Here is a 26360-nt window from a genome sequence, read left to right as displayed (position 1 = left end):
GTATAGGAGAATGCGATGCCCAGCTCCGAACAGACCACGACGCTCAACCCCGAGCAGATCTTGCCCGCGCTCCCTGGCGCCCCCGCGCCAGCCGGGCTCAAGCCACTATTTCGCGGCGTGTGGCGGCTGGCGCCGACGCTGATGCTGCCCGGCACGCCGTTGGGGACCCGGGTCATCGTCGAGTTCACCGACGGGCTCATCCAAGGCCGGGGCGTGACCGCCCGCCTCAAGGGCGCCGGGGCGGACTGGTTCACCGTCGACCGGGAAGGCCTGGGGACTCTGGACTGGCGTGGGCGGGTCGTCACCGACGACGGTGACGACATCTACGTGTACGGCAGCGGCCGCCTGGACACCACCAACCGCGACATCCTCATGAACTACGGCGCGTGCCTGTTCGAGACCAGTGCCGACCACCTGCGGTGGCTCAACAAGCTCCAGGGGGTCTACCGCGGCCAGACCATCCGGCAGGCCGCCACGGGCGCCATCTACCACGACGAATTCTTCGAACTGGTCTAGGAGTGTGTCCGATCGATCTTGATCTATCGGTTCGGTGGCTCTTGGTCGGCGACGCGGCGATCGGAACGGCCAGTCACGGCAAGACGAGCCCGCCGGGCTCCTTAACGTGACTGGCCGTTTGGGTTGCTGCTCAAGCCCCGAATTGGCGACAGTCGGATACGCGAGCTCACCAGTCTTGACCCCCATCTTCGGACCGCTGAAGTGACCGATGTGCTGAGCCGGCGTGGTCTCAACCGGGCCACGCCGGCTCGCCAGCACCTGCTGGAACGCGCGCCGACACTGGCGATCGACGCGATCGAGCACCTGGGCGGGATGCAGTCCCAGACGCCGCTCGCCCCGTACGTAGGATCGTGGACCCGTCTCCAGGACTTCGCGGCGGACGAGCTTTCGACGCTGACCGAGCAGCGTCAGGTGGTACGGCTGCACCTGATGCGCAACACGTGCATCTCGTCAGCGCGCGCGACTGCCTGGACTGGCGCCCGCTGTTCCATCCGCTGCACGCCGCCCAGTTCAGCGGGCGCTTTCGCCACGGTACCCAGGGAGTGAACCGGGACGCGCTGCTCAGGCAGGCGAAGCGGCTGCTGGAGGAGCAGCCGCGCACCCGCGCCGAGCTCGGCAAGCTGCTCGCGGAACGCTGGCCAGACGCCGATCCGGTGCCGCTCCCGCCGGGCAACGGCGCGACCGCCGGCGGCATGTGGCAGGGCACCTGGCAGATCCAGGACCGATCACTGGGCATCCGGCTGTTCACCAAGCTATGCCGAGAGGACTGCGACGCGCTGTTGGCCGAGGCCGCGCGGTCGTGCGCTTTCCTTGCCCCAAGCGACGCACGACATGGTCCTCGACGAACCGTGGATCGTTGATCGGTTCCTCGGTGGCCGTGGACCACCCTGCCGTGCCGGAGCTCGGGACGCATCAGAACGAGAATGTCAGGCCTGCGTCAATCCAGGCGACCGGCCTACCGCGACTTTTCGTTCCAATGCTCGTCGACCCCCGACTCGGTGTGCGAAAGCGCGGCGAGGAGCCGCAGTTTCTCGTCGCTGTCGCTGTCCTTGTCGGGGTAGTAGACGACGAGGATGACGTCGTCGATGGGGAGTTTGTCCCGGTGGAGGCGTAGTTCACCGACGACGGGGTGGTGGACCGTGGTCGTTCCTCCGTCGAGAGTGCGCACGTCGTGGCGGGCCCACAGGGTGCGGAACCGCTGACTGGACAGCGCGAGTTCTCCGACGAGCTCGACGAACCGGGGGTTGTCGGTGTCGTCCCCGATGGTGGTGCGAAGGGCGGCGATGAAATCGGCGGTGGCTTTCGTCCAGTCCTGGTGGAAGGCCTGTTCCTCGGGATCAAGGAGGAGAGAACGAAGCCGGTTCTGGCCGGGCCGCAAGCGAGGGGAGAGTGCGACGGCCATGGGGTTGGAGGCCAGGACATCGAACGCGCGCCCTTCGACGAACGCGGGGATCTGAAGGTGGGCGAGCAGCTCGTGCACCCGCGCCGGTACATGCTCGGGCCGCTTGCGGCGCGGCGCCCTGGGGCGTGCCGCCGCGAGGCCGAGCAGATAGGCCCGCTCGATGTCGTCGAGCTGCAGGACCCGCGCGAGTGATTCGAGGACCTGCGGTGAGGGATTCTTGTCACGGCCCCGTTCCAGGCGCAGGTAGTAGTCAGGACTGATTCCGGCGAGCAGGGCGACCTCCTCACGGCGCAGGCCGGGCACGCGGCGGTTGCCACCGGGCGGGAGTCCTGCCTGCGCCGGGGAGACCAGCTCACGCCGGGCACGAAGGTAGCTGCCAAGCCGGTTGCCGGATTCCTCGTCCTTCATGCCAAACACCGTAATGCGGTGCGCGTGACTCAGAGGGGGCCCTGCCAGGACCAGGGAAAACGGGGGCCCTGCCACGCCCAGCGGATGTCGTCAAGACTGCGATGGCTCTGTTCTGAAAGAGACAGAGGACATCACTGTCCGCGCCGCGGGCCTGAACGCCGTCGGCGCCCTGGACTGAAGGGAAGATCTCGTGGATCCCTCCAACCGCACCGTTCTCATCGTCGGCGGGACCTCGGGTATCGGCCGGGAGCTGGCCCGGCGGTTCGCCGCGGCGGGCAGCACCGTGGCCGTTGGCGGCCGCAACCCGGAGGCGCTCGCGGAACTCGCCGGGGAAGGTTTCGGCACGTTCGGTGTCGACGTCACCGACAGCTCCTCCGTCGCCTCTCTTCGTGACGCCGTGCTCGCCCGGTACCCCGGGCTGGACACGGTGGTGACGATGTCGGGCGTCATGCTCCTGGAGGACCTGCGTGACCCCGCGCACTTCGAGGCGGCAGAGACGATGATCGACACCAACCTGGTCGGAACCATCCGGGTCATCGACGCCTTCACCCCGCACCTGGTCCGGCGGGGCGCCGGCACCTTCATCACCGTCACCTCCGGCATCGCCTTCCTGCCGTTCCCGCCCATGCCCAGCTACGCCGCGTCGAAGGCCGCGGTGCACGCCTACTCGGAGGCACTGCGCGCGCAGCTGGACGGCACCGGTGTCGGCGTCGTCGAGCTCGTCCCCCCGGCCGTCGCCACAGCGGACCAGGAAAAGGTGGTCTCGCACGCGCTGCCGCTCGACGACTTCGCCACCGAGGTCATGCAACTGCTCTCGGTGAATCCCACCCCCCACGAAATCCTCGTGAAGGGCGTCCTCATGCACCGCTGGGCCGAGCGCGACGGCACCTACGACGACCTCGTCGCACAGCGCTCCCAGGCCCTGGCCATGCTCCCCAGCCGCGAAGGCTGACACTCTTCCCCGGGAGGTTCTGAACCTATGCCGGCTCGGGTCGTTCCGGGGTCGGGGCGAAGGCGGGTAGCGCGGCGAGGCTGTGGCGCACGGCCTCGCCCCCGTATTCGAACATCTGCCGCTCGTAGTCGCCGACCGCGCCGAGGAGGTCTTGGCGGCGCTCGTCGGCCTCGATCAGGCAGCGGCGCAGCAGGTCGGCATCGCGAAGGGCGGTGTTCGCGCCGTTGCCGCCGGTCGGGGAGGCGGCGTGGATGGCGTCTCCGAGCAGTGTGACCGGACCGGGCGCCCAGCGCTCGCGGGGCTCGACCACCCGGATGGACAGCAGGGTGCTGTTGTCCGGGTCGGCCTGCTCGATGAGCGCCTGCAGGTCCGGATGCCAGCCCTCCATCCTGGACAGCACGGCCTCCTGCGCGGTCGGGGCGCCGAGCGAGCCGTTCGGTGGCAGGATCATTGCCCAGCGCACGTAGTCGCGGATATCGGGCAGGGTCACCTCGGGTGCCAGTTCCTCGGCCGCCTGCTTCGGCGGGGTACGGAAACGCATCGCTCCGAGCATCAGGCTCACCCCGGCCCCGGCGATCTTCGAGCCGAAGGCCGGCTCCAGGGTGGCAAAGCGCTCGGTCAGCGGCGTACGGCCGATGACGAACCGGATACCGGTGTCGGTCGCGGTGGTCTGCGGCGAGAGCACCGCACGGACGGCGGAGCCGACCCCGTCCGCCCCGACGAGCAGGTCGGCGGTGGTCGGGTCGCCGTGCGCGAACCGGGCTTCGACCTTGCCGTCTTCCAGCACGTCGTAGCCGGTCAGCGCGGCCCCGGTGCGCACGGTGAGTCCGGTCAGCAGAAGGTGCCGCAGCACGTGGCGGTCGATCACGATCCCCGTCCTACCGGGGCCGAGCTCGCCGATCCGGTTCAGCTGCGGGTCCAGGATCAGCCGCTCGGCGTAGGCGTCACCGACGATCGCGTCCAGCAGCGGGTGCCAGCGCGGCGGCAGACATCCGCGCAGCGCCTCGAACCCCATCGGGCTCAGCACGAGCCGGTAGCCCTGGAACCGCGCGGTGATCGCCGGGTCCCGCTCGTAGACGCCGGCCTCGATCCCGGCACCACGCAGACCCTGTGCCAAGCACAGACCTCCCAGACCGGCTCCGACCACGGAAACTCGCATCACACGTCCTCCTGAACAGACTTTCCGAGCAGAGACGAACTTAGTTCTGCGGAAACGATCCAAGATCTACTTGGAGAACTTAGATCGTGTCAAGCTATAGTGATCGGTATGCCCTCCGATCCCCGGCAACGCCGAGCAGCTCGTCACGCCCAGCCCGCTGGGGGGCCCTCAGCGGCGTCACCGCGCAAGAAGCCCATCACGGTCGACCGGATCACCGAGGCCGCGCTGCAGGTCGTGGCCACCGAGGGCTACGACGCGCTGACCATCCGTCGAGTCGCCGGGGTACTCGACACCGGGCCGTCGTCGCTGTACGCGCACATCGTCAACAAAGAGGACATCGACGATCTGCTCGTCGGCCGGCTCTGCTCCGAGGTCGTGCTGCCCGAACCGGACCCGGCCGAGTGGCGCGAGCAGATCCTCGACGTGTACGCGCAGATCCGTGACCAGTACCTGAAATACCCCGGAGTCTCCCGTGCCGCGCTGGGCGTAGTCCCGACCAACCTCTCCACGTTGCGCGTCAGGGAAGGGCTTCTGGCGATCCTGCTCGCCGGCGGAATCGAACCGCAGAGCGCCGCCTGGGTGCTCGATGCTCTGTCTCTCTACGTCAGCGCCTACACCTTGGAGCAGTCGCTGGTCCAGCAGCGGCGCAGACACCCGGACCAGGAATGGGTCCTTGGCCGCGATGAGCTGATCCGCCGGTTCACCGCACTGCCGGCCGACACGTTTCCGCAGACCCGACGCTATGCCGCTGAGCTGACCTCCGGCACCGGACACGACCGGTTCGAGTTCACCCTCGGACTGATGTTGGACAACCTCACCCGGCTCCAGCCCCAGCCGACACCGGCATCCGACACCGCCGGATGAACGCCGCAGCCCGAGGCGGGTCTGTACCGGTGTAACTCCCGGTCATGGAAGCAACCTCGAGGCCGGTCTCAACCGAACCGCGGCCCTCTCTCATCGGGCCTCAGGGGAGGGTCAGGATGACCGGCCCGTCGTCGGTGACGGCCACCGAGTGCTCGACGTGGACCGTACGGCTGCCGTCACCGCTGCACAGGGACCAGCCGTCCTCGGCCATCGTGTAGTCGTCATCGCCTCCGGCCATCAGGCTCGGCTCGATGGCGATGACCATGCCGGGGCGGAGCCTCAGGCCGTGCCCTCGACGGCCCTCGTTGGGTACGAACGGGTCCTCGTGCATTGCCCGCCCGATGCCGTGGCCTGCGAAGTCGTGTTGGATGCCGTAGCCGGCCGCGCGGCCGATGCGGGACATGGTCTGGCCGATGTCGCCCAGCCGCGCGCCCGGCACGGCCTTCTTGATCCCGGCGGCCAGCATGTGCTCGGCCGTCCGGATCAGGTCGCCGTCGCCCTGGCGGGCTCGGCCGACGCAGAAGCTGACGGCGCCGTCGGCATGCCAGCCGTCGATGTGGGCGCCGCAGTCGATGCTCAGCAGGTCGCCGTCACGGAGCCGATAGCCGGTGGGCAGGCCGTGCAGCATGACCTCGTTCACCGAGGTGCAGATCACGCCGGGGTAGGGAGTGGCGCCGAACGCCGGGTGGTAGCCGAGGAAGGACGATCCAGCCCCGGCCTCGTGCATGATCTGGCGGGCCAGCTCGTCGAGCTCGCGGAGGGACACGCCGACTGTCGCGTACGAACGGACCTGTGCGTGCACCGCCGCGACGACCCGGCCGGCCTCCCTCATCACCTCGATCTCGGTGGCGGTCTTGAGCTCGATCAACTCCTGCCTCCTTCTAACTTCCGATAACTATACCGGTATTAGTATTGGGCACATGGTACGGGAACCGTTGTCGATCGCCGACCGCCTGCGCGGGGAACGGCTGGGCGACCTGCTGCGCGAGGCCAGAGGTTCGCGCAGCATCACCGACGTGGCACTCCAGGCCGGGATCTCCCCGGAGACTCTGCGGAAGATCGAGAGGGGCCGCATCCCCACACCGGCCTTCTTCACGGTCGTCTCCGTCGCCGGGGTTCTGGACCTGTCACTCGACGCGCTGCTGGTCCAGGTCAGTCCACCCGACGCGGCCGCCGAAGCCGCGGACGAAGCCATCGCTGACACTCCGGCCGAAGGCAGGCGCAGAGCGGCGGGATGATGCTCCGCCGCCAGAAGGCAGCCGGAGAACGTCCGCCGCTACTTCAAACCCTCCCCGGAGGCGATCGCCGAGCTCACGAGCCTGCTCGCGCCTGGTGGCGGCAACCGCTGAGCCGCGTTCCTCGATCCTTCTCGGTGGCGACGGCGGAGGCGGAGAGGAGCGTCGCAGCGGCGAGGCTGCCCCAGAGGGCGGCCGAGCCGTGGGAGGCGAGAGCGGTGATGACCGCTGGGGAGACGGCGAGACCGAAGCCCGTGGAGAGCTGGAAGCGGACGAGGGCGCGCCCCAGGACATGAGCCGGGGCGAGGGCGGTGACGAGCGCGGTGGCGCTGCCGGCATAGATGATCTCGCCGATGGTGCAGACCACGGACACCGCGGCGACGGCCGGGGTACCCCAGCCGTGTCCCAGTGAGGTGGCCGCGAGGAAGCCGAGGTAGGACGCGGCGAGTACCACGCCGGCGAGAGCCAGCACGGCCCGCCGGGAGAAGCGGGACATCAGGACGGTGACCGGCACCTGCAGGGTGACCACCAGCACCGTGTTCGCCACGAAGACGGCTGCCGGCCACACCGGGGACGCGTGGAACTGCGTCACCAGGACCAGGGGGATCGCGATCTCGGGGACGTTGAGGCAGAAGACGTAGACCACGTTGGCGGCAAGTAGCGCGAGCATCCGGGGTGCGGGCTCGTCGTCCCGGTCCTTGGCCGGGGCGGCCTCCGCCGGATGTGCGTGCACGTGGACCGACCATGCCAGGGCGGCTGCGGCAAGGTAGGCGAGCGCAGTGACGACTGCCAGCGCCCGCAGTGCGGTGGTGCCACCGGCCAGGCATACCGCGGCAAGGAGTGCTCCGATGCCCAGGGCGGCGTTGCGCAGGGCGCGGGCCCCTGCGAGGGCGGTGTCGCGTTCTCGTCCGTGGGCGACCGTGGCCACGAGCGCGGCGTGGGCGGCCGGCCATGCCTGGTTGCCGATGCCGAGGAAGAGCGCCGCCGTCGCGAAAAGCCAGGTGTGCCCCGCCGGGGCGGCCAGCAGCAGCGCCACGCCCAGCACCCGCACCAGCATCGACGCCGCCACGACCGTGCTACGTGCGCCGTGGTCCAGCCATCGGCCCACCGCGGGCATGCACACCAGACCCGCGACGATGCCGACCGTCATGGCGGTGCCGGTGACCGGCACGGACAGCCTCAGTACGGTCACGCCGTAGAGCAGCAGAAAGGGCCGCAGCAGGCCGGTGCCCAGCGCGTCCACGGCCAGGGCGACGGCATAGCGGGGGCCTCCGGAGGCGCGGATCAGGGCGCGGGGCTGGATTCTGGTGATGGTTGCCATGGCGTCAGACGATGCGTTCGGCCGCTGAGGCAGGGCACGTCGGTTGACGCACATCGTCAATCGACGCCGTCGCCAGGTTGTCCGGGCGGTGATGATGGGGGAATGACGCTGAGGATCGACATCAGCGGTCTGCCGTCCGAGCGAATGCGGTTCGCCGCCTCCCCACTGGCCGAGCTGACCGCGATGCTGCACGTGCTGGCCGAACCCGGTCACCATCCGCAGTTCGCCGGCTGGGCCGCGGACGTCTGGGCCGGGCTGCGGCCGGAGCTGGCCGAGCGGCTCAGGGAGGCGGAGTTCCTCTGGCGTTCTTCACAGGCCGACTTCCTGATCCCCGCGCGACCCCGGCTGACCCTCGCCGAGGAGCTGGACGACGTGGACCGGATCGACGACGAAAAGTATGTGACCGCCGCGCTCGTCACCACCTGCGGCAGCAACCGGGTCCATTTCCGCGGGGCGTCGCCGCTCACCGATACGGCCGCGCGCGAGCGGGCCCTGGACGTGGCCCAGGCCCGCGGCGCGCTGCAGGAGGCCTTCGCGGAACGGCTGCTCGCGGACCCGGCCGTGGTGCGGGCGCGAGTGCGCCACACCCTCGAAGAATGCGCCGAGGCATTCTTCGACGGCGCCTGGGCGGACGTCGCGGTGCAGCTCGCCACCGATCTGCGCCTGAAGAACGAACTGCTCAGGCGCCAGGGCATCGAGGCGGCACTCGCCTCGGTCTCCGGCGCGGTCACCCTGGCACCGGACGGCGACTGCATCATCGTGGACAAGGTGCAGGACAAGGCGACCGCCGCCCGTGGCGCCGGGGTCACCTTCATCCCCAGCGTCTTCGGCCGCCCACACCTGGTGGCGGTCCACGCGCCCGGGTGGCATCCGGTGGTGCAGTACCCCGTCACCGAGCCGGGTCCGGCGGAACCGGTCTCTCTGGAGACGGTCACCCTCCGGCTGGAGGCGCTCGCGCATCCAGTACGGCTGCGGCTACTGCGCACCCTGGCCCGTGGCCCGCACACCACCGGCGAGCTGGCCCACTTCTGGGAACTCTCACCCCCGGAGGTGTCCCGCCACCTTGCCGTCCTGCGCCGTGCGGGCCTGCTCACGGCTCGGCGGCACGGTCGTTACGTCCGGTACACCCTCAATCTGCCCGATCTGACGGCGCTGGGCGCCGACCTGCTGGCGGCCGTACTGCGCTGAGCGGCTTCGGTCTGTCAGGGTTTGTCACTTCTCGTCGATCGAGTCCTGCGCGAACCGCATTCTGCGAGCACCGGCTCGAAGACCTGCAGGCGCCCCTGCCCGGCAGGCTCGGCGGCGGAAGCGTGTTCACCACCGCCCAAAAAAATTCAGCCTGCCGGGCCGCGCAACCGCGCAGGAAACGGCTCAGACGATGATGACCCGGCGCCCGCGCGTGTGACCGGCATGGCTGTCGATGTGCGCCGCCGCGGCTTCGGCGAGCGTGTACGACTTCTCGACCGGGATGTGGAGCCTTCCCCGCGAGATGAGGCCGACGGCGTCGGCGAGCGCGTCCGGGACGCTCCCGGGCACGCCGGAGAATCGGACCCCGAGCTCCGGAGCACCGAGATCGGCGATGGAGATCACCTTTTGCGGATCCCCGGTCAGCTCGACGAGCTCGCGGATCACGCCCGAGCCGGCCAGGTCGAGAGCCGCGTCGACATGGCCGAGTTGCCGCACCCGCTCGACCCAGCCCTCGCCGTACGTCGTGGCGACGGCACCTAGGCTGCGCAGATAGTCCTGGTTCGCGGCCCCAGCCGTGCCGATCACCGTGATGCCGCGGTCGCGGGCGATCTGCAGCACCGCCGATCCGACTCCGCCGGACGCACCGCTGACCAGCAGCGTCTGCCCGGACCGTACACCGACCTCGCGGATGATGCGCAGTGCGGTCTCCACCACGGAGGGGTACCCGGCCGCCTCTTCGAACGTCAGGCCCTCGGGCATACGGGCCCAGGCCGACAGCACGGCGAACTCGGCATAAGTGCTCGAGCCTTCGCCGAACACGCGGTCACCGACCTCGACACCTTCGACGCCCTCGCCGACCTCGTCCACCACCCCGGAGGCGTCGAGCCCGACTCCGGAGGGCAACTCGATCGGATGGGCCTTCAGGATCTGGCCTTCACGGATCCTCCAGTCGACGGGGTTCACGCCCGCCGCCCGCACGGCGATGCGTACCTGACCGGGGCCCGCGTGGGGCTCCTCGGCGTCGATGAGTTGCAGAACGTCCGGACCGCCGAACGCGGCGAAGCTCACTTTTTTCATACGGCCGACCGTAGCACTAACGGTTAGTGTTTTGAAACCGCTCCGCCTTTGTATCTGGTAGTGTTAGGGTATGACCGTGCCGCCCGGACGCCGTGAGCGCAAGAAGGCCGCGACCCGCCAGAAGATCGCTGACGCCGCCCTGCGACTCTTCCTGGAACGCGGGTACGACGCGGTGGGCATCCGTGATGTGGCCGCGGAGGCCGACGTGGCCGTCACCACGCTCTTCTCTCACTTCGCCTCGAAAGAGGCCCTGGTGTTCGAGCAGGACGAAGACTTCGAGCAGCGCCTCACGCAGGCGGTCACCGGCCGGGCACCACATGAGCCGCTCATCCCTGCGCTGCGCCGCGAGATCCAGGCCCTGGTGCGGCATTGCACGGCGGACAGCGCCGCCCCGATCTGGCGCATGGTCGACGGATCACCTGCCCTGCGGGAGTACGAGGAGTCGATGAGGCTGCGCCATGCAGAGTCGCTGGCAACGGCCATCGCCGCCGATCCCGACCTGCCGCAGAGCACGACGGCCTGCCGGACGATCGCGAGGTTCGCGATCGACGCCTACTCGCTGGCCCGCGAGGCGGCCGACCCGGAAGCCGCGGTGGACGAGATCTTCCTGATGATCGAGGCGGCCTGGGAGGTCGCCGGCCCTTCTCGACATGCGCGAGAAGCCGTTCCTCCAGGTAGGGCAGAGGCCGGTCGGGCCGTTACGAGTCGCTGAACGCCTGCCACGCCTATCCGTGACCGGTGACACGTTGGCCGTCCCCGCGCTCGCCCGCTACGGCCGATCACTCAAGGCCTGGTCACCATGGTCGGTGACCTCCGCCAGCGCGAGATCGGGTTCACCTCCCCGCACGAGCGACTCGACACGACCACCCTCGGAGGCCGTGGTGGCCTCGCGGCGTTCGGGCAGGTGGATGAGGCGCCAGGCGATCAGGGCCCCGGCGAGGTAGGCGGCGCCGACGATGAGGAAGGAGAGGGCCGCTCCGGCGGTCCAGTCGGGGGAGCCGGCCAGGACGGCGCCGATGGAGGCGATGCCGATCAGGGAGCCGATCTGCCTGTTGGCATTGAGGACCGAACCGGCGGTGTTGGCGTGCCGGGTGCCCGTCGCGTCCACCATGGCCGCCGTCAGGGCGGGGGAGATGATGCCGCCCGCGATGCTGGTCAGGCCGAGGGCGACGGCCAGCATCCAGTACGGGGTGGAGGGTGAGAGGGCGACCAGGGCCAGCGAGGCGGCCCCCGCGACCACGAGGGGAACGGTGAGGAGCGGGCCGGCCGTGATGCGCCCGGAGATGCGGGCGAAGGCGATGTTGCTGACCGGGATGAAGATCGTGAGAGGCAGGATCTCCAGCCCTGCCTGGAGCGGGCTCGCGCCGCGGGCGTGCTGGACGTACAGGCCGATCATGAAGAGCGAGCCGTAGAACGCGGCGTTGAACAGGAAGCCCACGGCGTTGGCGCCGGTGAAGCGGGCACTCCGGAACAGCGTCCAGGGCATCACCTGGTTGTCCGTCCGGTACTCGCGGCCGATGAGCAGGACGGCGGCGAGCGCCGCGGCGGCGATGGCGCCGATCACCGGGGCCGCGGCCCAGCCGAGCTGCGGTCCCTCGATCAGCGCGAAGCTGATGCCGGCCAGCAGGACGATGACGGCTGCGTGCCCGGGGGCCGCCAGCGGCCGGGCGTCCCCGCCGGCCCCGGCGATGTGCCGGCGGGTGAGGAGCATGCCCGCGATGCCGATCGGCACGTTGATCAGGAAGATGCTCCGCCAGCCGAACGCACCGACCATGATGCCGCCGGCCGTCGGGCCCAGCGCCATGGACGAGGAGACGATCGCCGACCAGACGCCCAGCACCTTGGTGCGTTCGCGCGCGTCCGGGAAGGCCCGCACCAGGAGCGCGAGCGAACTCGGCATGAACAGCGCCGCCCCGGCCCCCTGCAGGAGCCGCGCCCCGATCAGGACCTCGATGCCCGGCGCCAGCGCGGAGGCCAGCGACGCGACACCGAAGATCCCCATGCCCCACATGTAGACCCGTCTCGCGCCCACCCGGTTCGCCAGGCCGCCGGCCAGCATCAATAGGGCGGCGAAGGTGAGGACGTAGCCGTCCACGGCCCAGGTGAGCTGGGAGAGGGAGGCGTGCAGGCGTTCCTGGATCGTGGCCCCGGCGACCTGCATCACGGTGGTGTCCAGGCTCGCCATGACGAACCCGGCGGCCAGCGCCGTGATCTTCATCGGGCCTGGCGGAATCTTGGACATGATCGACCCCGCGCTTCCGAAGCTAAATGGACGCCTTGCGTCCGGATCGAGACGCTAGTGCAACCGGAGGCGATCTGTCCACTTAAATCGGACTGAGTCGGTCCGCTTATTGCTAGGCTGGTCGTATGGCAGCAGCAGTTCCCGCGGTGGACCGGCTCCTGGACGACGGTTCGGGCCGGCGTCCGCGCGCCGACGCCCGGCGCAACGTGGAACGCCTCGTCGTCGCCGCCCGTCAGGCCGCCGTCGAGGGTGGCGAGATCACCGCCCACGAGATCGCGCGCCGCGCCGGCGTGGGCATCGGCACGTTCTACCGCCGGGTCGGCTCCCTCGAGGCCCTGCTCGAAGCGGTCCTCGGCGAGGTGCTGGGGGAGATCATCGCCAAGGGCGACGAGGGGATGGCCGATCCAGACCCCTGGGCGGGCTTCACGACGTTCGCCCTGTCCTACATTCACCTTCGCAACGAGCTGTGCGACGTCAACAAGCGTCTCGGTGACGTTCTGGACAATTCCCGGGCCGAGTTGCGCGACCGCATCCAGATCCTGGTGGAGCGAGCTCAGCGGGCCGGAGCGATGCGTACGGACGTGACCTGGGAAGACGTGACGTTCCTCATGGTCGCCGCATCCACCGGACCCCACACTCTGGGCCTCCAGGCGGGCACCCGCCAGTGGGACCGCAACCTCCAGGTCGTCCTGGACGGCCTGCGCACCCCCGCCCCCGGCGTCCTCCCCGGCGAACCGCCCGCACTGGCCCCCGGACCGGAAACCGCCTGACCGCAGCGCCGCTCCGGTTTCGTCGGCTGTCGGGACCGTGGAGCTCTGCCCTGGCCATCTCGCCCTGCCGGGTACCCCGAGCCGACCGCACAGCGAGGGGAAGACGAGAAAAGGCAAGGAGATTATCCACTCCTTGCCACTTTCAATGTATAGCGCACAGGGGGGCTTGCGGCAAGACCCGGGTCATGCCGCAGAATCTGCGGCTGAAGCCGGCACCGATGGAAATCGGGGCTTCGGCGCCGAACCGCGCGGCGCGGCCGGCCGAAAACGCAACCTCGGGGAATGGGTGATTCATGTTCGACGTGATCGTGGTCGGCGGCGGGCCGACCGGCTTGATGCTGGCGAGCGAGTTGCGGCTGCACGGAGTGCACGTGCTCGTGCTGGAGAAGGACGCGGAACCCACCGAAATCGTTCGCTCGCTCGGGCTGCACGTGCGCAGCATCGAGGTGATGGACCAGCGCGGTCTGCTGGAGCGATTTCTCGAGCGCGGCAAAAAGTTTAGGTACGGCGGTTATTTCGCCGGTATCGACAAGTCGTGGCCTGACCGGCTGGACACCGCGCATTCGTACATTCTTGGCATCCCGCAGCCCGTCATCGATCGCCTGCTGGCCGAGCGCGCCATCGAGGTCGGCGCCGAGGTCCGGCGCGGCTGCGAGCTGGTCGGGCTGAGCCAGGACGACCAGGGGGTGACCGCCGAGCTGGCCGACGGCACGCGGCTGCGCTCGCGCTACCTCGTCGGTTGCGACGGCGGCCGCAGCACGGTGCGCAAGCTGCTCGGTGTCGGCTTCCCCGGCGAGCCCGCCAAGGGCGAATGGCTGCTGGGCGAGATGAAGGTGACCGAGGATCCGGCGACGGTCGCCACCATCGTCGCGGAAGTCCGCAAGACGCATCACATTTTCGGCCTCGGGCCCTTCGGGGAGGGGATCTACCGCGTCGTCGTTCCCGCCCAGGAGGTGGCCGAGGATCGTACGGTCCCGCCGACCCTCGAGGAGTTCAAGCAGCGGCTGCGGGTGTTCGCCGGAACCGACTTCGGCGTGCACTCACCGCGCTGGCTGTCCCGCTTCGGCGACGCCACCCGGCTGGCCGAGCGCTACCGGGTCGGCCGGGTGCTGCTGGCCGGCGACGCGGCGCACGTCCACCCGCCGATCGGCGGGCAGGGCCTCAACCTCGGCGTCCAGGACGCCTTCAACCTCGGCTGGAAACTGGCCGCCGAACTCGCCGGCTGGGCACCCGAGGGGCTGCTGGACAGCTACCAGACCGAACGGCGCCCGGTGGCCGACGACGTGCTGAACAACACCCGCGCGCAGTCCGAGCTGATGACCCTCGAGCCGGGCCCCCAGGCAGTGCGCCGGCTGATGGCGGAACTGATGGAGTTCAAGGACGTGCACCGGTACCTGATCGAGAAGATCATCGGGATCGGGGTCCGCTACGACTTCGGCGACGGGCATGAACTGCTCGGCAAGCGGATGCGTGACATCGGCCTGAAACAGGGCCGCCTCTACGAGCTGATGCACGGCGGTCGCGGGCTGCTGCTCGATCAGACGGGCCGGCTCTCGGTGGCGGGCTGGGCGGATCGGGTCGACCACGTCGTCGACGTCAGCGAGGAACTGGACGTACCCGCGGCACTGCTGCGGCCGGACGGCCACGTGGCGTGGGTCGGTGATGATCAGCAGGATCTGCTCGGCCGGCTGCCCAAGTGGTTCGGCGCTGCCGCCGACTGAGCGCTGTCGCCGGCACCCGGCCGGACACCGCGGTCCTTCCCCCCGGGGGCTTTCCGGTCCCCGGGAGGCTTCCCGTGACGTGCGAGAACTCGTTCCACGGTGTCCGGTAGGGCCTGGGTCAGGCGCCGACGTAGGCCGCGAGGTGCTCACCGGTGAGAGTAGAACGGGCGGCGACGAGGTCGGCGGGTGTGCCCTCGAAGACGACCCGGCCGCCGTCATGGCCGGCCCCGGGGCCGAGGTCGACGATCCAGTCGGCGTGCGCCATGACCGCCTGGTGGTGCTCGATGACGATGACCGACTTGCCGGAGTCGACGAGCCGGTCCAGCAGGCCGAGCAACTGCTCGACGTCGGCGAGGTGCAGACCGGTGGTCGGCTCGTCGAGGACGTAGACGCCGCCCTTCTCGGCCATGTGGGTGGCCAGCTTGAGCCGCTGCCGCTCGCCGCCGGACAGCGTCGTGAGCGGCTGGCCGAGGCTGAGGTAGCCGAGCCCTACGTCGGCGAGCCGGCCGAGGATGGCGTGCGCCGCCGGCGTGCGCGCCTCGCCGGCGCCGAAGAACTCCTCGGCCTCGGTCACCGACATCGCGAGCACCTGGCTGATGTCGCGGCCGCCGAGGTGATACTCCAGCACCGTTGCCTGGAACCGTTTCCCCTCGCACTCTTCGCAGGGGATGGCGACGCCGGCCATCATCGCCAGGTCGGTATAGATCACGCCGGCGCCGTTGCAGTTCGGGCAGGCGCCCTCGGAGTTGGCGCTGAAGAGCGCCGGCTTCACGCCGTTGGCCTTCGCGAACGCCTTGCGGATGGGGTCGAGCAGTCCGGTGTAGGTCGCCGGGTTGCTCCGTCGCGAGCCGCGGATCGGGGTCTGGTCGACCGACACCACCCCGTCGCGTCCGGAGACTGAGCCGTGGATCAACGAGCTCTTGCCCGACCCGGCCACGCCCGTCACCACGACGAGCACCCCGAGGGGGATGTCGACGTCGACGTTCCGGAGGTTGTGCGTCGCCGCGCCGCGGATCTCCAGTGTGCCGGTGGAGAGCCGCACCTTCTCCTTGAGGGCCGCCCGGTCGTCGAGATGGCGGCCGGTGATGGTGCCGCCGGCCCGCAGCCCCTCCACGGTGCCCTCGAAGCAGATGGTGCCGCCCGCCGTACCGGCGCCGGGGCCGAGGTCGACGACGTGGTCGGCGATCGCGATCGCCTCCGGCTTGTGCTCCACGACCAGCACGGTGTTGCCCTTGTCCCGCAGGCGCAGCAGCAGGTCGTTCATCCGCTGGATGTCATGCGGGTGCAGCCCGATCGTCGGCTCGTCGAAGACGTAGGTGACGTCGGTGAGCGAGGAGCCGAGGTGGCGGATCATCTTGGTGCGCTGAGCCTCGCCGCCCGACAGCGTGCCCGCCGACCGGTCGAGCGAGAGGTAGCCCAGCCCGATCTCCACGAACGACTCGAGGGTCTCCCGCAACGCCTCGAGCAGCGGCCCGACGGACGGTTCATCCAGGCCCTTCACCCACTCGGCGAGGTCGCTGATCTGCATCGCGCAGGCGTCGGCGATGCTGATCCCCTTGATCTTCGAGGACCGGGCCGTCTCGCTGAGCCGGGTGCCGCCGCACTCGGGACAGGTGGTGAAGGTGACCGCTCGCTCCACGAAGGCACGGACGTGCGGCTGCAGCGAATCGACGTCCTTGGACAGCATCGACTTCTGGATCTTCGGGATCAGGCCCTCGTAGGTCAGGTTGATCCCCTCGACCTTGATCTTGGTCGGCTCCTTGTAGAGGAGGTCGTTCAGCTCTTTCTTGGTGAACTTGCGGATCGGCTTGTCCGGGTCGAAGAAGCCGCAACCGCTGAAGATGCGGCCGTACCAGCCGTCCTTGCTGTAGCCGGGGATCGTGAGAGCGCCCTCGTTGAGCGACTTGGCGTCGTCGTACAGCTGGGTCAGGTCGATGTCGTTGACCGAGCCCCGGCCCTCGCAGCGCGGACACATGCCACCGGTGACGCTGAAACTGCGACGCTCCTTCACCGTACGTCCGGCGCGTTCCAGGGCGACCGCACCCGCCCCGCTGATCGAGGCGACGTTGAAGGAGAACGCCTGCGGCGAGCCGATGTGCGGCTGCCCGAGTCGGCTGAACAGGATGCGCAGCATCGCGTTGGCGTCGGTGGCGGTGCCGACCGTGGAGCGGGGATCGGCACCCATCCGCTGCTGGTCGACGATGATCGCGGTCGTCAGCCCGTCGAGCACGTCGACGTCGGGCCGCGCCAGCGTCGGCATGAAGCCCTGCACGAATGCGCTGTAAGTCTCGTTGATCAGCCGCTGCGACTCCGCGGCGATCGTGCCGAACACCAGCGAGCTCTTGCCCGAGCCGGAGACGCCGGTGAACACCGTCAGCCGACGCTTCGGGATCTCGACGCTGACGTCCTTGAGGTTGTTCGCGCGCGCGCCGTGCACGCGGATCAGATCGTGGCTGTCGGCGACGTGCGGCGCAGGCGGCTGCGTGTCCGTTCTCGTGGCAATGCTCATCGTGTCTCCATCTGTTCGGGTGAAGCCGTTCGCGCGGTCTCCGTCGGCGTCGCCCGGCCCGGTTCGGCCGGCTTCGAGCAGGGGCGTCTGGTCAGCGGATCCGGCCGGGGCGTCAGACCAGCCGGCGGCCGTCGCGCATCAGTTCGCGGTCGGGCGGCTCGTTCACCTCGTGCCAGGACTGGACGCGGTGCGGGGTGACGTCGGTGAATGGCTGTCACGCTAGCTGCGGCCCGCTGACCGGCGCTTCTCGATTCCTGATCGGTCTGGTCACCTGTTTGGCCACACATGACGGGATCCCTACGATCGAGCCCGCGGCCTGGCGTCGGTAGACGCTGGGTGGCATTCCGACGAGTTCGGTGAAGCGGGTGCTGAAGGTGCCCAGCGACGAGCAGCCGACCGCGAAGCAGATCTCGGTGACGCTCAGGTCGCCACGGCGCAGCAGTGCCATCGCGCGTTCGATACGCCGTGTCATGAGATAGGCGTACGGCGGCTCGCCGTAGGCGCGCTTGAACTCGCGGCTGAGGTGCCCGGCCGACATGTTCACGCCACGGGCGAGTGCCTCGACGTCCAGTGGCTGTGCGTACTCCCGGTCGATCCGGTCGCGGACACGGCGCAGCCGCGCGAGGTCGCTCAGGTGCGGTGCGGCGGCGGGTCTGCTGGTCACCTGCGAGATAGTGCCACGTCGCACCCGAAGTTGCTAACGCCGCCGGCGTCCGCACCCTCCGATGATCACCGGTAGGCGCGGAAGAACTCGGTGATGTCGCGGGCGAGCAGGTCCGGTTCCTCGTGGGCGGCGAAGTGCCCGCCACGGGGCATGCGCGTGTACCGGGTGAGGTTGTAGGTGCGCTCGGCCCAGCTGCGGGGCGGCCGGCTGAGGTCGGCCGGGAACAGGGCGAGCGCCGTAGGGACGTCGACCCGTTCCACGCGCCGCGTCAGTCCCTTGGCGTACTCGTAGTAGGGGCGGAACGACGTGGAGATGGTCTCGGTGAACCAGTAGAGCGATGCCTGGGTCAGGATGAAGTCGTCGCTGAACCGGGTGGCCAGATCGCCTTCGCAGTCGCTCCACGCGCGGTACTTCTCAACGATCCAGGCGAGCAGCCCGGTCGGCGAGTCGGCCAGTCCGAAGCTCAGGGTGAGGGGGCGGGTGCTCTGCTGGTGCTGGTATCCCCCCTCCTCCGCGCTCCACGCCGCGACGGAGTCGAGGTACGCCTGTTCCTGCAGGGTGAGGCCGGCGGCGTCGTAGGCGATCGGATCGGCGATCGCCAGCAGGTGAATGCCGACGAGCGCTTCGGGGTGGGCCTCGCCGAGACGCGAGGTGACCCCGGCGCCCAGGTCGCCTCCGTGGGCGGCGTATCGATCGAAGCCGAGTTCGTCGTGCATGAGCCGGTGCCAGAGCTCGTGGGTCTGCGGCGGGTCCGTGAGTGAGGGCCGCTGCGGCGAGAAGGTGAATCCGGGCAGCGAGGGGACGATCACGGTGAACGCGTCGGCGGCGTCGCCCCCGTACCGCGACGGCGTGGCCAACCGGTCGGCCAGACCGAGCAGTTCGAGGAAGGAGCTGGGCCACCCGTTGGTCAGGACGATCGGCAGGGCGCCGGGGCGTTCGCCGTCGAAGCGCAGGTAGTGAACCGGGGTTCCATCGATGTCCGCGAAGTGGGACGGGAGAGCGTTGATCTCGGCTTCGTGGACGCGCCAGTCATAGCCGGAGGCCCAGTACGCGACGAGTCGCCGCAGCTCGCCGGCGTCGGTGCCGGCGCCCCACCCGCTCGTAGGCCAGGCGTGCGGCCACCGGGTGCCGAGCAGCCGAGAACGCAGGTCGTTCAGCTCTGCGTCGGTGACCGCGAGCAGAGGCGAAGTGCGGGACATGAAGGTCTCCTTTGTCTGTCTTGGCTGTCAGTACGTCGCCGGCGCCGGCCGTCGCTTCACGCGCCGGTGGGGCGAGGGCCGGTGGGGCGAGGGCCGGTGGGGGGCGAGGGCCGGTGGGGCGAGGGCCGGTGGGGGGCGAGGGCCGGCAGGCCGGTCACGCGCCCGTTCCGTCGGCCGGGTCGAGAGTCCGGGCGATCGCGGCCCGCGTCACCTCGCGCGGCTCCGGCACCGTCGCCAGCAGGGCATGCATGATCATTCCCTCCAGCAGGGCGTCCAGGCGCGCGGCATCGTCCGGGCCGGTGAAACGGGCCAGTACGGCCCGGCTCTCCCGCGTCCACGCTTCTGTCAGAACGCGCAGGTCGGGGTCGCGGAGCGCGGCCAGGTGGAGCTCGAATCCGAGGACCGCGCCGCGGTGCCGGGCAGGGCCTCCATGGACGAGATCGACCAGAACCTCGACGAACTGCTCATGCGTTCGCACGTCCTCGAACAGCCTCTCGAAGTGCGCGGACTGCAGTTCCACGTACCGGGCGAACGCCTGCGCCTGCAGATCGACCAGGCTGGAGAAGTGGTAGGTGACCGAGCCCAGCGGCACGTCGGCACGCGTGGCGATGTGCCGGTGGGTCGTCCCGGCCCTCCCGTGCTCGGCGATCACGTCGAGCGCGGCGTCCAGGATGCGCGTCCTGCGGTCCGGGTCGTACCGGCGAGTCCGCCGCACCCCGCCCGACCCGGCCGCAGAACGGTGCCCTGCTCCCGTAGCCGTCTCTCCCTCGGCAGGGTCCGCCGACGGCCGTTCGATGGGTGCCATGCGGACAAACGTAACACCCACTAGGAACAAATGTACGCATCGGTGTCCGGCAGCCGCGTTCGCCCCTTCCGCGTAGGACGCTGGACTTGATCACGGTGACACCCATGGAGGACGAAGGCGCACCGCTCGAAGAAGGCCGCCGTTGGATGACAGGATGGTCAGCCGATGACCGAAGACGAACCTCAGGCGAGCGCACCGATCCCTCATCGGATCCACCCGGCCGGCACACCGGCCCGGCTGTCACCGACCGACGGGCGCGCCCTGCACGACTGGGGGGCTCCCGGTCTGCCGGCGGCGTACGAGCCCGAGCGCGACCCGTACCGCGTCTATCTGGACCGGCTCGACAGCGAGCAGTCGCGGCGGACGATGCGCGGCTGCCTGGACCGTATCGCCCGGATCATCGCCATGGACGACACCGTGACCGGGGCCGGGCGCCCGTGGTGGCTGCTCCGCTACGAGCACACGACGCGCATCCGCGCCGAACTGCGCGCCAGGACGAGTGAGGACGGGCGGCCGGCCTACTCGCCGTCATCGATCAACAAGCACCTGGTGGCCTTGCGGCAGGTCCTGCGCGAGTGCTGGCGGCTCGGGCTGATGACCGCCGAGGACTATCAGCGTGCCGTCGACCTGAAGTCGGTGGAGGGGGCCCGGCTGCCGCGCGGTCACCACATCCCGGACCGCTCCCTGGGCGCGGCGCTGGCCGTGTGCGACGCCGACCCCTCACCGGCCGGGCGGCGTGACGCCGCGCTGCTCGCCGCCCTGTACACCACCGGCGCGCGACGCGGAGAGATCGCCGGGCTGGCGATCGGCGACTACGACCCGGCGGAGCGGTCCCTGCGGGTACGTGGCAAGCGCGACAAGGAGCGGCTCGTCTTCGTGACGGTCGAGGCGGCGACCCGCCTGGACGCGTGGATCGCCGTTCGCGGCCGTGGGCCCGGAGCGTTGTTCCCGCCGATCAGCAGGGTCGGCCGCTGCCGGATCCGGGACGGGGCCCTGGCCCATCCCACGGGCCAGGCGATCGCCGGCATCCTCGCCCGCCGGCTGGCGCAGGCGGGCGTCCCGTCGCACACGCCGCACGACTTCCGCCGTACCTTCATCGGCGAGTTGCTGGACGCCGGAGTCGATCTGGCCACCGCCCAGCAGCTCGTCGGTCACGCCTCTCCGGCCACCACGGCGCGTTATGACCGCCGCCCCGAACGGCAGCGCCGCGACGCCGTCGACCGGTTGCGCCTGCCCTGACCGCGCGGATGTAGCCGAGCACCTCCCGGTGGGGTCTGGCCCATGCCCCCTCGACTCGGTACCACGCTCAGGCGCGGTCGAGCGCGCGCAGTGCGAGCATGCCGCCGATGCCGGGGATGGCGGCGCACACCACGATCCCCGTGGTCCGACACGGGTCGCGCCAGGCGGCGAAGATGCCGAACAGCCAGGCGATGCCGTGGACGGGGCCGAAGAGCGCGGCGATTCCGGCGACGTCCACCGTCGCCATGTTGAGGAGCAGGACGGCGAGGCTGACCAGCTCGACGGTCGCGGAGACGCGCAGCGGCCTCCGGGTCGGCCGTGGCGTCGATGCGGTGGGTGCGGCGATGGGGTCACACTCCCGTGGTCGAGCCGGGGCGCACGATCATCAGGACGGTGACCGTGGCCCACAGCAGGTTGAAGACGCCGGTCAGCATGGCCAGCCGTTTGATCCGCGCGGGCTCGGGCCGTGCCGCCGCCGCGACTCCGGAACCGGTGCCGGCCAGGCCGGCGAGGACGTTCTCCTGAGCCGGGAGGACCAGCAGCGCGAGCACGAGGGCGGCCACGCCGGTCAGCACGATCGACACGATCAGCCAGGCAGTGCCCAGGACGTGCAGGCTGCCGGCGGTCGCGAAGCCGAACACGGGGACGGCCAGGCCGACGACGGCGTAGACCCGGCAGATGCGGTGCAGGAGGCGTACGGCGGCGACCGCTTCGGTCGCGTCGGGTGCGCCGGCCGCCTTACGGGCCGCGGCGGGGAACATGCTGCCCGCGACGGTCACGGGTCCCACGGCGATGACCGCCGCGAGTACGTGGAGGATAAGGAGGATCTTGGTCATCGCCGTGTATGTGGGCTCTCGGTGTGGGGGAGGGAAACGGGTCAGGCACTCATCGGGACGGGCCCGAGGTCGCCTGCCGCGCTCACGCTAGGAGACCTCGCAGGTCCCGGCCACAGGCTGGATCGACAGTTTCCAACGACTTCTCGCCAACTCGCTGAACTGCGAAATCCCTTCTGCCGCCGACCTGGCGCACGGCCACCCGTTGGCCGGAACTCGGCGTACGCTGCGCTCGTGCATACGGTGGCGATCCTGGTGCTGGATCAGACGGTGGTCTTCGACATGGCCATTCCGGTGGAGGTGTTCGGCCGGGTCCGCCTGCCGGACGGGCGTCGTCCTTATCGGGTGCAGGTGTGCGGAACGCAGCCGCAGGTGGCGACCGAGATCTTCACCATCCACCCGCCGTGGGGGCTGGACGCTCTCGCGGACGCCGACACGATCATCGTCCCCGGTAGCGAGACCGCGGAGCCGCCACCGGCCACCGCGCTGGAGGCGCTGCACGACGCGGCCGCTCGCGGCACCCGCATCGCCTCGATCTGCGGCGGCGCCTTCACGCTGGCCGCCACCGGGCTGCTGGACGGTCTGGCCGCGACCACGCACTGGACCGCGGCGAAGCTGTTCGCCGAGATGTTCCCGAAGGTCGACGTGCGGCCCGACGTGCTCTACGTGGACAACGGGCAGTTCCTCACCTCGGCCGGCGCGTCCGCGGGACTGGACCTGTGCCTGCACATGGTCCGCCGCGATCTGGGCTCGGCCATCGCGGCGGACGCGGCCCGCCTGGCCGTCACCCCCCTGGAACGCGAGGGCGGCCAGGCGCAGTACATCGTCCACGAGCAGCATCCGGTGCCCCGCGGTTCGCTGCTCGAGCCGACGCTGACCTGGATCGAGGACCACCTCGGAGAAGACCTCACCCTGGAGGTCATGGCCGCTCGCTGCGGTATGAGCACCCGCACCTTCAGCCGCCGCTTCCGCGAGCACACCGGCACGACACCGCTGCAGTGGCTGCTGCGCGCTCGGGTCAGACGGGCGCAGTACCTGCTCGAGCACACCGACCACTCCGTGGAGCGGATCGCCGTCCAGGCGGGCTTCGGATCCGCCACGGCCTTCCGGGAACGCTTCAAGCGTGTCGCCGGTACGACCCCGAACGCCTACCGGTCCGCGTTCCGCAGGTCCCGCCGACGCGGCCCTGGCTCGGGCGGCTAGTCCCGTACTTCGCGGGTGGTCGGTTCGGCTGATGTCGCCCTGGGGCGCTGGTCGCGCGTGCGCAACGCCTGTGAGAGCGCGTCGACGGTTACGCCCACGATGGCCAGGAGCTGCGCCGGGCTCGCCCCGGCTCTGCTCATGACGGCGAGAGACTGGTTCACGGCCGCCACGTGTTCAGCGAAGGCCTCGGCGTCCTGGTCGGTCAATCGGCCGGCCTTCAGTGCGGCGCGTAGACGCAAGCGCTGGAAGCCCAGCGCCTCCTTCGCGTGCGCCGCGACGCTCGGGCTCAGCGCCGGGATTGCCATGGCCGATTGGGCGACCAGGCATCCATCCGGCAGTTCGGGATCGGCGATGCGCTCGAGGGTGACGTCGAAGAACGCACGAACGGCTGTAAGAGGCTCCGAGGCTGCACACGACAGGGCGTCGTCGTACTTGTCGCCGTAGCGCGCGGCATAGCGATCCAAGCAGCGCAGGAAGAGCGTGTCCTTGTCGCCGAGCGAGGAGTAGATGGAGCTGCGGTTCAGGCCGGTTGCCCGGGACAGATCGTCCACTGAGGTGTCGGAGTAGCCGGCGCGCCAAAACTGGATCATCGCGGCGTCAAGCGCCGTGTCCATGTCGAACTGCTTCTTGCCTGCCACGTGGCACTTCCTTGCCGGTGTGTCGATGTCTCGGGCTGCGCTGCGCGCCATTCTATCTTGAACTGATCAGTTCAAGACGTGCTAGCCTCCAAGCATGGTCATGGCCGGGCGCCCCTCTCGGGACCCGGATTTCGAGCACCGCGCTGGCCGCTCTCGTCATCCGTACCGCGCTCGTGGGCCCAACCCTCGGGCGAAGCACCGAACCAGCGCCCCTGACACCGATGGGAGGATCCCCGTGACTGACCCTGCGACGAGCGCTTGGCACGTCTGCGAAAGTAACCCTGTCCGCGGCCTGCCCCTGCACGACCTGGCGGGATTCACTCACCGCTGGGTCGACGCGGACGGCGTCCGCCTTCATGCCGTCGAAGGCGGCCGGCCGACCGGCCCGGCTGTTGTCCTGCTCGCCGGATTCCCGCAGACCTGGTGGGCCTGGCGGAAGGTGATGCCCAGCCTCGCCGGCCGGTTCCACGTCATCGCGATCGACCTGCCGGGTCAGGGCCACTCCGAGCGTCCGGAGCGCAGCTACGACACGCATACGGTCGCCGCGCACGTCCACGCCGCCGTGAAGGCTCTCGGAGTGTCGACTTACTGGCTGGTCGCCCACGACATCGGCGCCTGGGTCGCTTTCTCCCTCGCCCTTCAATTCGAGAGCCAACTGCGCGGGGTCGCTCTGCTCGACGCCGGAATTCCCGGCATCACCCTCCCGGAAGCGATTCCCACCGACCCGGATCGGGCGTGGAAGACCTGGCATTTCGCGTTCCACCTTGTGCCCGACCTGCCCGAGACGCTGCTTACCGGCCGCGAACGGGACTACGTCGGCTGGTTCCTGAAGATGAAGGCCCTCTCTCCCGACACGTTCGACGACGCCGAGCTCGACCACTACGCAGCGGCCGTCGCCGTCGACGGCGGCCTCCGCGCCTCCCTCGCCTACTACCGAGGCGCCGCCGAGTCGGCGCGCAAGAACCACGAGGCGCTCAAGCGGCAGCACCTGACCGTGCCCATCCTCGGAATCTCCAGCAGCCACGGCTCCATCCCGGACATGGCCGCCTCCATCAGCCCATGGGCCGACGACGCCACCGGAGTCGTCGTGCCCGACGCTGGACACTTCATCCCCGATGAGCAGCCCGAAGCCGTCGCTGCCGCTATAGCCGATTTCATCCTCGACGGCGACTGACACCGGTCAAACCTGCCCGACTGCGCACCGCCCCGGTCCGCGCGAAGTCACGAGCGGCCGCCCGGTCCTCATCATCGAGGAAGAACACCCGCTTTAGATCCGCCCGTACCTGGAACCCGGTCCTGCGTGCGGGCTCGACACGGGTTGTCCCTGCTACTGGGGTCGCTCTTTGGGAAGCCGCACCTGGGTGAAGGCGCGGATCCGCTCGGCGACCACGTGAGGCGCGTTCAGATCGGGGGCGTTGTGGTCCAGCCCACGCAAGATCACGTGTCGGGCGTCGGGGATCACTCCTGCCAGGCGGGGGAGCACACCGGTCAGATAGGGGGCGACTTCTCGCCGCCCATCAGCAACGTCGGGGATGCGATGCCCGCGTACCTGGTGCCGTCGGAGTCCAGACGGGCGATCTCGCCGATTTCGGCGGGAGTCGTCGCCATCATCGCCGACGTGTCGTGCCCGTCGGCCCCGCGCAGCAGCAAGAACGCCAGCGCGCGGAACACGGGCGTCGGCGCGTCCCCGATGGGAGTCAGGCGGGTGCCCTTGAGGAAGGTCGCCATCGCCGCGACGCGCTTGCCGTTCTGCAGCAGGTGTACGTATCCGACAGCCTCTGTGCCAGGACCCCGTAGTGGTGCGCGCGCCGGTTGTTCCCGGGGATCACCACCAGCCCGGGTCCGTGCCCATGGCTGAGGAATGCGATCGTCGTCCCGCCTCTGGAGGTCACCGCACCGGCACGCCCCTCGATCTCCGTCTTGGCGCAGCTCGTCAAGGCCGCGCTGGACGCGCGCGACGCCGAGCACGTCACCGCGATCCCGTCCACCGGCACACTGCGGGGTGACTTGCTGGCAGCCCTGAACCTACTGTGCGATCAGGTCGACGACCGGTACCTGACCATGATGACCGGGCTGATCCACGCGATGCGGACTGACGCCGAACTGGCCGAGAGCCTGCGCTCGCACGTCGCGGATGAGGATCGGGGACCGTTCCGGACGGTCGGGGAGCGCGCGGTGGCCCGTGGCGAGGTGTCCGCCTGTACATCGACCCGGCTGGCGCATCAGGTGGCCGAGGGCCAGGTCATGCGCCGGATGATCCTCGGCCGGCCGCTCGGCCACGACTTCCTGGCCGACCTGGTGGACAACCTGCTCGTGCCTCTGCTGACTCGGACCTTCTCCGCCGACGAGGAAGACCGTTGAACAACAGGACGGATGCGCCGGTGCCGATCGCCGGTACGAGGGCCGCTCGAATCA

At 69.8% G+C, this 26360-nt stretch carries 28 protein-coding genes; 14 read left to right on the top strand and 14 right to left on the bottom strand.

Annotated elements, in window-relative coordinates; all coding sequences use genetic code 11:
* Positions 1–15 precede the first annotated feature (15 nt).
* The 3 genes from AB0L00_RS35530 (at position 16) to AB0L00_RS35520 (ending at position 1376) form a co-directional block, all read left to right on the top strand.
* Entirely contained in the window at positions 16–516 is a 501-nt protein-coding gene (locus AB0L00_RS35530; protein WP_345364378.1) for a DUF3237 family protein, read from the top strand.
* A gap of 201 nt (positions 517–717) precedes the next feature.
* Entirely contained in the window at positions 718–1062 is a 345-nt protein-coding gene (locus AB0L00_RS35525) for a crosslink repair DNA glycosylase YcaQ family protein (protein WP_364441685.1), read from the top strand.
* Positions 957–1376 (top strand): crosslink repair DNA glycosylase YcaQ family protein, encoded by a 420-nt coding sequence (locus tag AB0L00_RS35520; RefSeq protein ID WP_364441684.1) that lies wholly within the window; start codon positions 957–959, stop codon positions 1374–1376. The genes AB0L00_RS35525 and AB0L00_RS35520 overlap by 106 nt, the downstream gene beginning before the upstream one ends.
* 95 nt (positions 1377–1471) lie before the next feature.
* Here the strand turns inward: AB0L00_RS35520 and AB0L00_RS35515 are convergent, their stop codons facing one another.
* The gene (locus tag AB0L00_RS35515; RefSeq protein ID WP_364441683.1) at positions 1472–2326 is read right to left on the bottom strand and encodes a helix-turn-helix transcriptional regulator; all 855 of its coding nucleotides are present in this window, start codon (positions 2324–2326) and stop codon (positions 1472–1474) included.
* Between the two features lie 190 nt (positions 2327–2516).
* Between AB0L00_RS35515 and AB0L00_RS35510 the strand changes: the two genes are divergently transcribed.
* Positions 2517–3278, top strand: coding sequence for an SDR family NAD(P)-dependent oxidoreductase (locus AB0L00_RS35510; RefSeq protein WP_364441680.1), 762 nt, complete (start codon positions 2517–2519; stop codon positions 3276–3278).
* 25 nt (positions 3279–3303) lie between these two features.
* Here AB0L00_RS35510 and AB0L00_RS35505 read toward each other — a convergent pair whose 3' ends face one another.
* On the bottom strand, positions 3304–4395 hold the full coding sequence (locus AB0L00_RS35505; protein ID WP_364441679.1) for an NAD(P)/FAD-dependent oxidoreductase: 1092 nt from the start codon (positions 4393–4395) through the stop codon (positions 3304–3306).
* 150 nt (positions 4396–4545) lie between these two features.
* On the opposite strand from AB0L00_RS35505, the gene AB0L00_RS35500 reads away from it, so the two are divergent.
* Positions 4546–5301 (top strand): TetR/AcrR family transcriptional regulator, encoded by a 756-nt coding sequence (locus AB0L00_RS35500; RefSeq protein WP_364441677.1) that lies wholly within the window; start codon positions 4546–4548, stop codon positions 5299–5301.
* Positions 5302–5401: 100 nt separating this feature from the next.
* Here AB0L00_RS35500 and map read toward each other — a convergent pair whose 3' ends face one another.
* Positions 5402–6169: a type I methionyl aminopeptidase gene (gene map / locus AB0L00_RS35495; RefSeq protein WP_364441676.1), complete on the bottom strand. Its 768-nt coding sequence runs from the start codon at positions 6167–6169 to the stop codon at positions 5402–5404.
* 52 nt (positions 6170–6221) lie between these two features.
* On the opposite strand from map, the gene AB0L00_RS35490 reads away from it, so the two are divergent.
* Positions 6222–6539: a helix-turn-helix transcriptional regulator gene (locus AB0L00_RS35490; protein ID WP_364441674.1), complete on the top strand. Its 318-nt coding sequence runs from the start codon at positions 6222–6224 to the stop codon at positions 6537–6539.
* Positions 6540–6612: 73 nt separating this feature from the next.
* Here AB0L00_RS35490 and AB0L00_RS35485 read toward each other — a convergent pair whose 3' ends face one another.
* Positions 6613–7857: an MFS transporter gene (locus AB0L00_RS35485; protein ID WP_364441673.1), complete on the bottom strand. Its 1245-nt coding sequence runs from the start codon at positions 7855–7857 to the stop codon at positions 6613–6615.
* 102 nt (positions 7858–7959) lie between these two features.
* Here AB0L00_RS35485 and AB0L00_RS35480 point away from each other — a divergent pair, with 102 nt between their 5' ends.
* Positions 7960–9045, top strand: a complete 1086-nt coding sequence (locus tag AB0L00_RS35480) for a DUF5937 family protein (protein ID WP_364441671.1) — start codon at positions 7960–7962, stop codon at positions 9043–9045.
* 183 nt (positions 9046–9228) lie between these two features.
* On the opposite strand, the gene AB0L00_RS35475 is transcribed toward AB0L00_RS35480, so the two are convergent.
* Positions 9229–10122, bottom strand: a complete 894-nt coding sequence (locus AB0L00_RS35475) for an NADP-dependent oxidoreductase (RefSeq protein ID WP_364441669.1) — start codon at positions 10120–10122, stop codon at positions 9229–9231.
* Positions 10123–10192: 70 nt separating this feature from the next.
* On the opposite strand from AB0L00_RS35475, the gene AB0L00_RS35470 reads away from it, so the two are divergent.
* Positions 10193–10834 (top strand): helix-turn-helix domain-containing protein, encoded by a 642-nt coding sequence (locus AB0L00_RS35470; RefSeq protein ID WP_364441668.1) that lies wholly within the window; start codon positions 10193–10195, stop codon positions 10832–10834.
* 57 nt (positions 10835–10891) lie between these two features.
* Here AB0L00_RS35470 and AB0L00_RS35465 read toward each other — a convergent pair whose 3' ends face one another.
* Positions 10892–12364 (bottom strand): MFS transporter, encoded by a 1473-nt coding sequence (locus tag AB0L00_RS35465; RefSeq protein ID WP_364441667.1) that lies wholly within the window; start codon positions 12362–12364, stop codon positions 10892–10894.
* Between the two features lie 125 nt (positions 12365–12489).
* Here AB0L00_RS35465 and AB0L00_RS35460 point away from each other — a divergent pair, with 125 nt between their 5' ends.
* Together AB0L00_RS35460 and rox are read left to right on the top strand one after the other, a co-directional pair.
* Positions 12490–13134 (top strand): TetR/AcrR family transcriptional regulator, encoded by a 645-nt coding sequence (locus tag AB0L00_RS35460; RefSeq protein WP_364441665.1) that lies wholly within the window; start codon positions 12490–12492, stop codon positions 13132–13134.
* Between the two features lie 293 nt (positions 13135–13427).
* Positions 13428–14855, top strand: coding sequence for a rifampin monooxygenase (gene rox, locus AB0L00_RS35455; RefSeq protein ID WP_364441664.1), 1428 nt, complete (start codon positions 13428–13430; stop codon positions 14853–14855).
* Positions 14856–14973: 118 nt separating this feature from the next.
* Here rox and AB0L00_RS35450 read toward each other — a convergent pair whose 3' ends face one another.
* The 4 genes from AB0L00_RS35450 to AB0L00_RS35435 all read right to left on the bottom strand — a co-directional run bounded on the left by AB0L00_RS35450 (position 14974) and on the right by AB0L00_RS35435 (position 20032).
* The gene (locus AB0L00_RS35450) at positions 14974–17364 is read right to left on the bottom strand and encodes an excinuclease ABC subunit UvrA (RefSeq protein ID WP_364441662.1); all 2391 of its coding nucleotides are present in this window, start codon (positions 17362–17364) and stop codon (positions 14974–14976) included.
* 214 nt (positions 17365–17578) lie between these two features.
* On the bottom strand, positions 17579–18028 hold the full coding sequence (locus AB0L00_RS35445; RefSeq protein WP_364441661.1) for a helix-turn-helix transcriptional regulator: 450 nt from the start codon (positions 18026–18028) through the stop codon (positions 17579–17581).
* Positions 18029–18093: 65 nt separating this feature from the next.
* On the bottom strand, positions 18094–19227 hold the full coding sequence (locus AB0L00_RS35440; RefSeq protein ID WP_364441660.1) for an epoxide hydrolase family protein: 1134 nt from the start codon (positions 19225–19227) through the stop codon (positions 18094–18096).
* Between the two features lie 154 nt (positions 19228–19381).
* Positions 19382–20032: a TetR family transcriptional regulator gene (locus tag AB0L00_RS35435; protein ID WP_364441658.1), complete on the bottom strand. Its 651-nt coding sequence runs from the start codon at positions 20030–20032 to the stop codon at positions 19382–19384.
* Between the two features lie 165 nt (positions 20033–20197).
* On the opposite strand from AB0L00_RS35435, the gene AB0L00_RS35430 reads away from it, so the two are divergent.
* Positions 20198–21271 (top strand): tyrosine-type recombinase/integrase, encoded by a 1074-nt coding sequence (locus AB0L00_RS35430; RefSeq protein WP_364441656.1) that lies wholly within the window; start codon positions 20198–20200, stop codon positions 21269–21271.
* Positions 21272–21338: 67 nt separating this feature from the next.
* Here the strand turns inward: AB0L00_RS35430 and AB0L00_RS35425 are convergent, their stop codons facing one another.
* Positions 21339–21518 carry a hypothetical protein gene (locus AB0L00_RS35425; RefSeq protein WP_364441655.1) on the bottom strand — a complete coding sequence of 60 codons (180 nt, stop codon included), beginning with the start codon at positions 21516–21518 and terminating at the stop codon, positions 21339–21341.
* A 103-nt stretch (positions 21519–21621) separates the two neighbouring features.
* Entirely contained in the window at positions 21622–22107 is a 486-nt protein-coding gene (locus AB0L00_RS35420; RefSeq protein ID WP_364441653.1) for a hypothetical protein, read from the bottom strand.
* A gap of 231 nt (positions 22108–22338) precedes the next feature.
* Between AB0L00_RS35420 and AB0L00_RS35415 the strand changes: the two genes are divergently transcribed.
* Positions 22339–23307, top strand: a complete 969-nt coding sequence (locus AB0L00_RS35415; protein ID WP_364441651.1) for a helix-turn-helix domain-containing protein — start codon at positions 22339–22341, stop codon at positions 23305–23307.
* On the opposite strand, the gene AB0L00_RS35410 is transcribed toward AB0L00_RS35415, so the two are convergent.
* A complete protein-coding gene (locus AB0L00_RS35410; RefSeq protein ID WP_364441649.1) occupies positions 23304–23945 on the bottom strand; it encodes a TetR/AcrR family transcriptional regulator in 642 nt (213 codons plus the stop codon). The two genes, AB0L00_RS35415 and AB0L00_RS35410, sit on opposite strands and share 4 nt — an antisense overlap.
* Before the next feature lie 235 nt (positions 23946–24180).
* Here AB0L00_RS35410 and AB0L00_RS35405 point away from each other — a divergent pair, with 235 nt between their 5' ends.
* On the top strand, positions 24181–25119 hold the full coding sequence (locus AB0L00_RS35405) for an alpha/beta hydrolase (RefSeq protein WP_364441648.1): 939 nt from the start codon (positions 24181–24183) through the stop codon (positions 25117–25119).
* Positions 25120–25433: 314 nt separating this feature from the next.
* Here the strand turns inward: AB0L00_RS35405 and AB0L00_RS35400 are convergent, their stop codons facing one another.
* Positions 25434–25673: a hypothetical protein gene (locus AB0L00_RS35400; protein WP_364441646.1), complete on the bottom strand. Its 240-nt coding sequence runs from the start codon at positions 25671–25673 to the stop codon at positions 25434–25436.
* A gap of 192 nt (positions 25674–25865) precedes the next feature.
* Here AB0L00_RS35400 and AB0L00_RS35395 point away from each other — a divergent pair, with 192 nt between their 5' ends.
* Complete coding sequence (locus AB0L00_RS35395) at positions 25866–26306, top strand: TetR-like C-terminal domain-containing protein (protein ID WP_364441644.1); 441 nt, start codon at positions 25866–25868, stop codon at positions 26304–26306.
* Positions 26307–26360: the final 54 nt, after the last annotated feature.

The organism is Actinoallomurus sp. NPDC052308, from assembly GCF_040679195.1.
Taxonomy (GTDB): domain Bacteria; phylum Actinomycetota; class Actinomycetes; order Streptosporangiales; family Streptosporangiaceae; genus Actinoallomurus; species Actinoallomurus liliacearum.
Note: the sequence above shows the minus strand (reverse complement) of the source record. Positions and strands in the feature narration are given on the sequence as shown.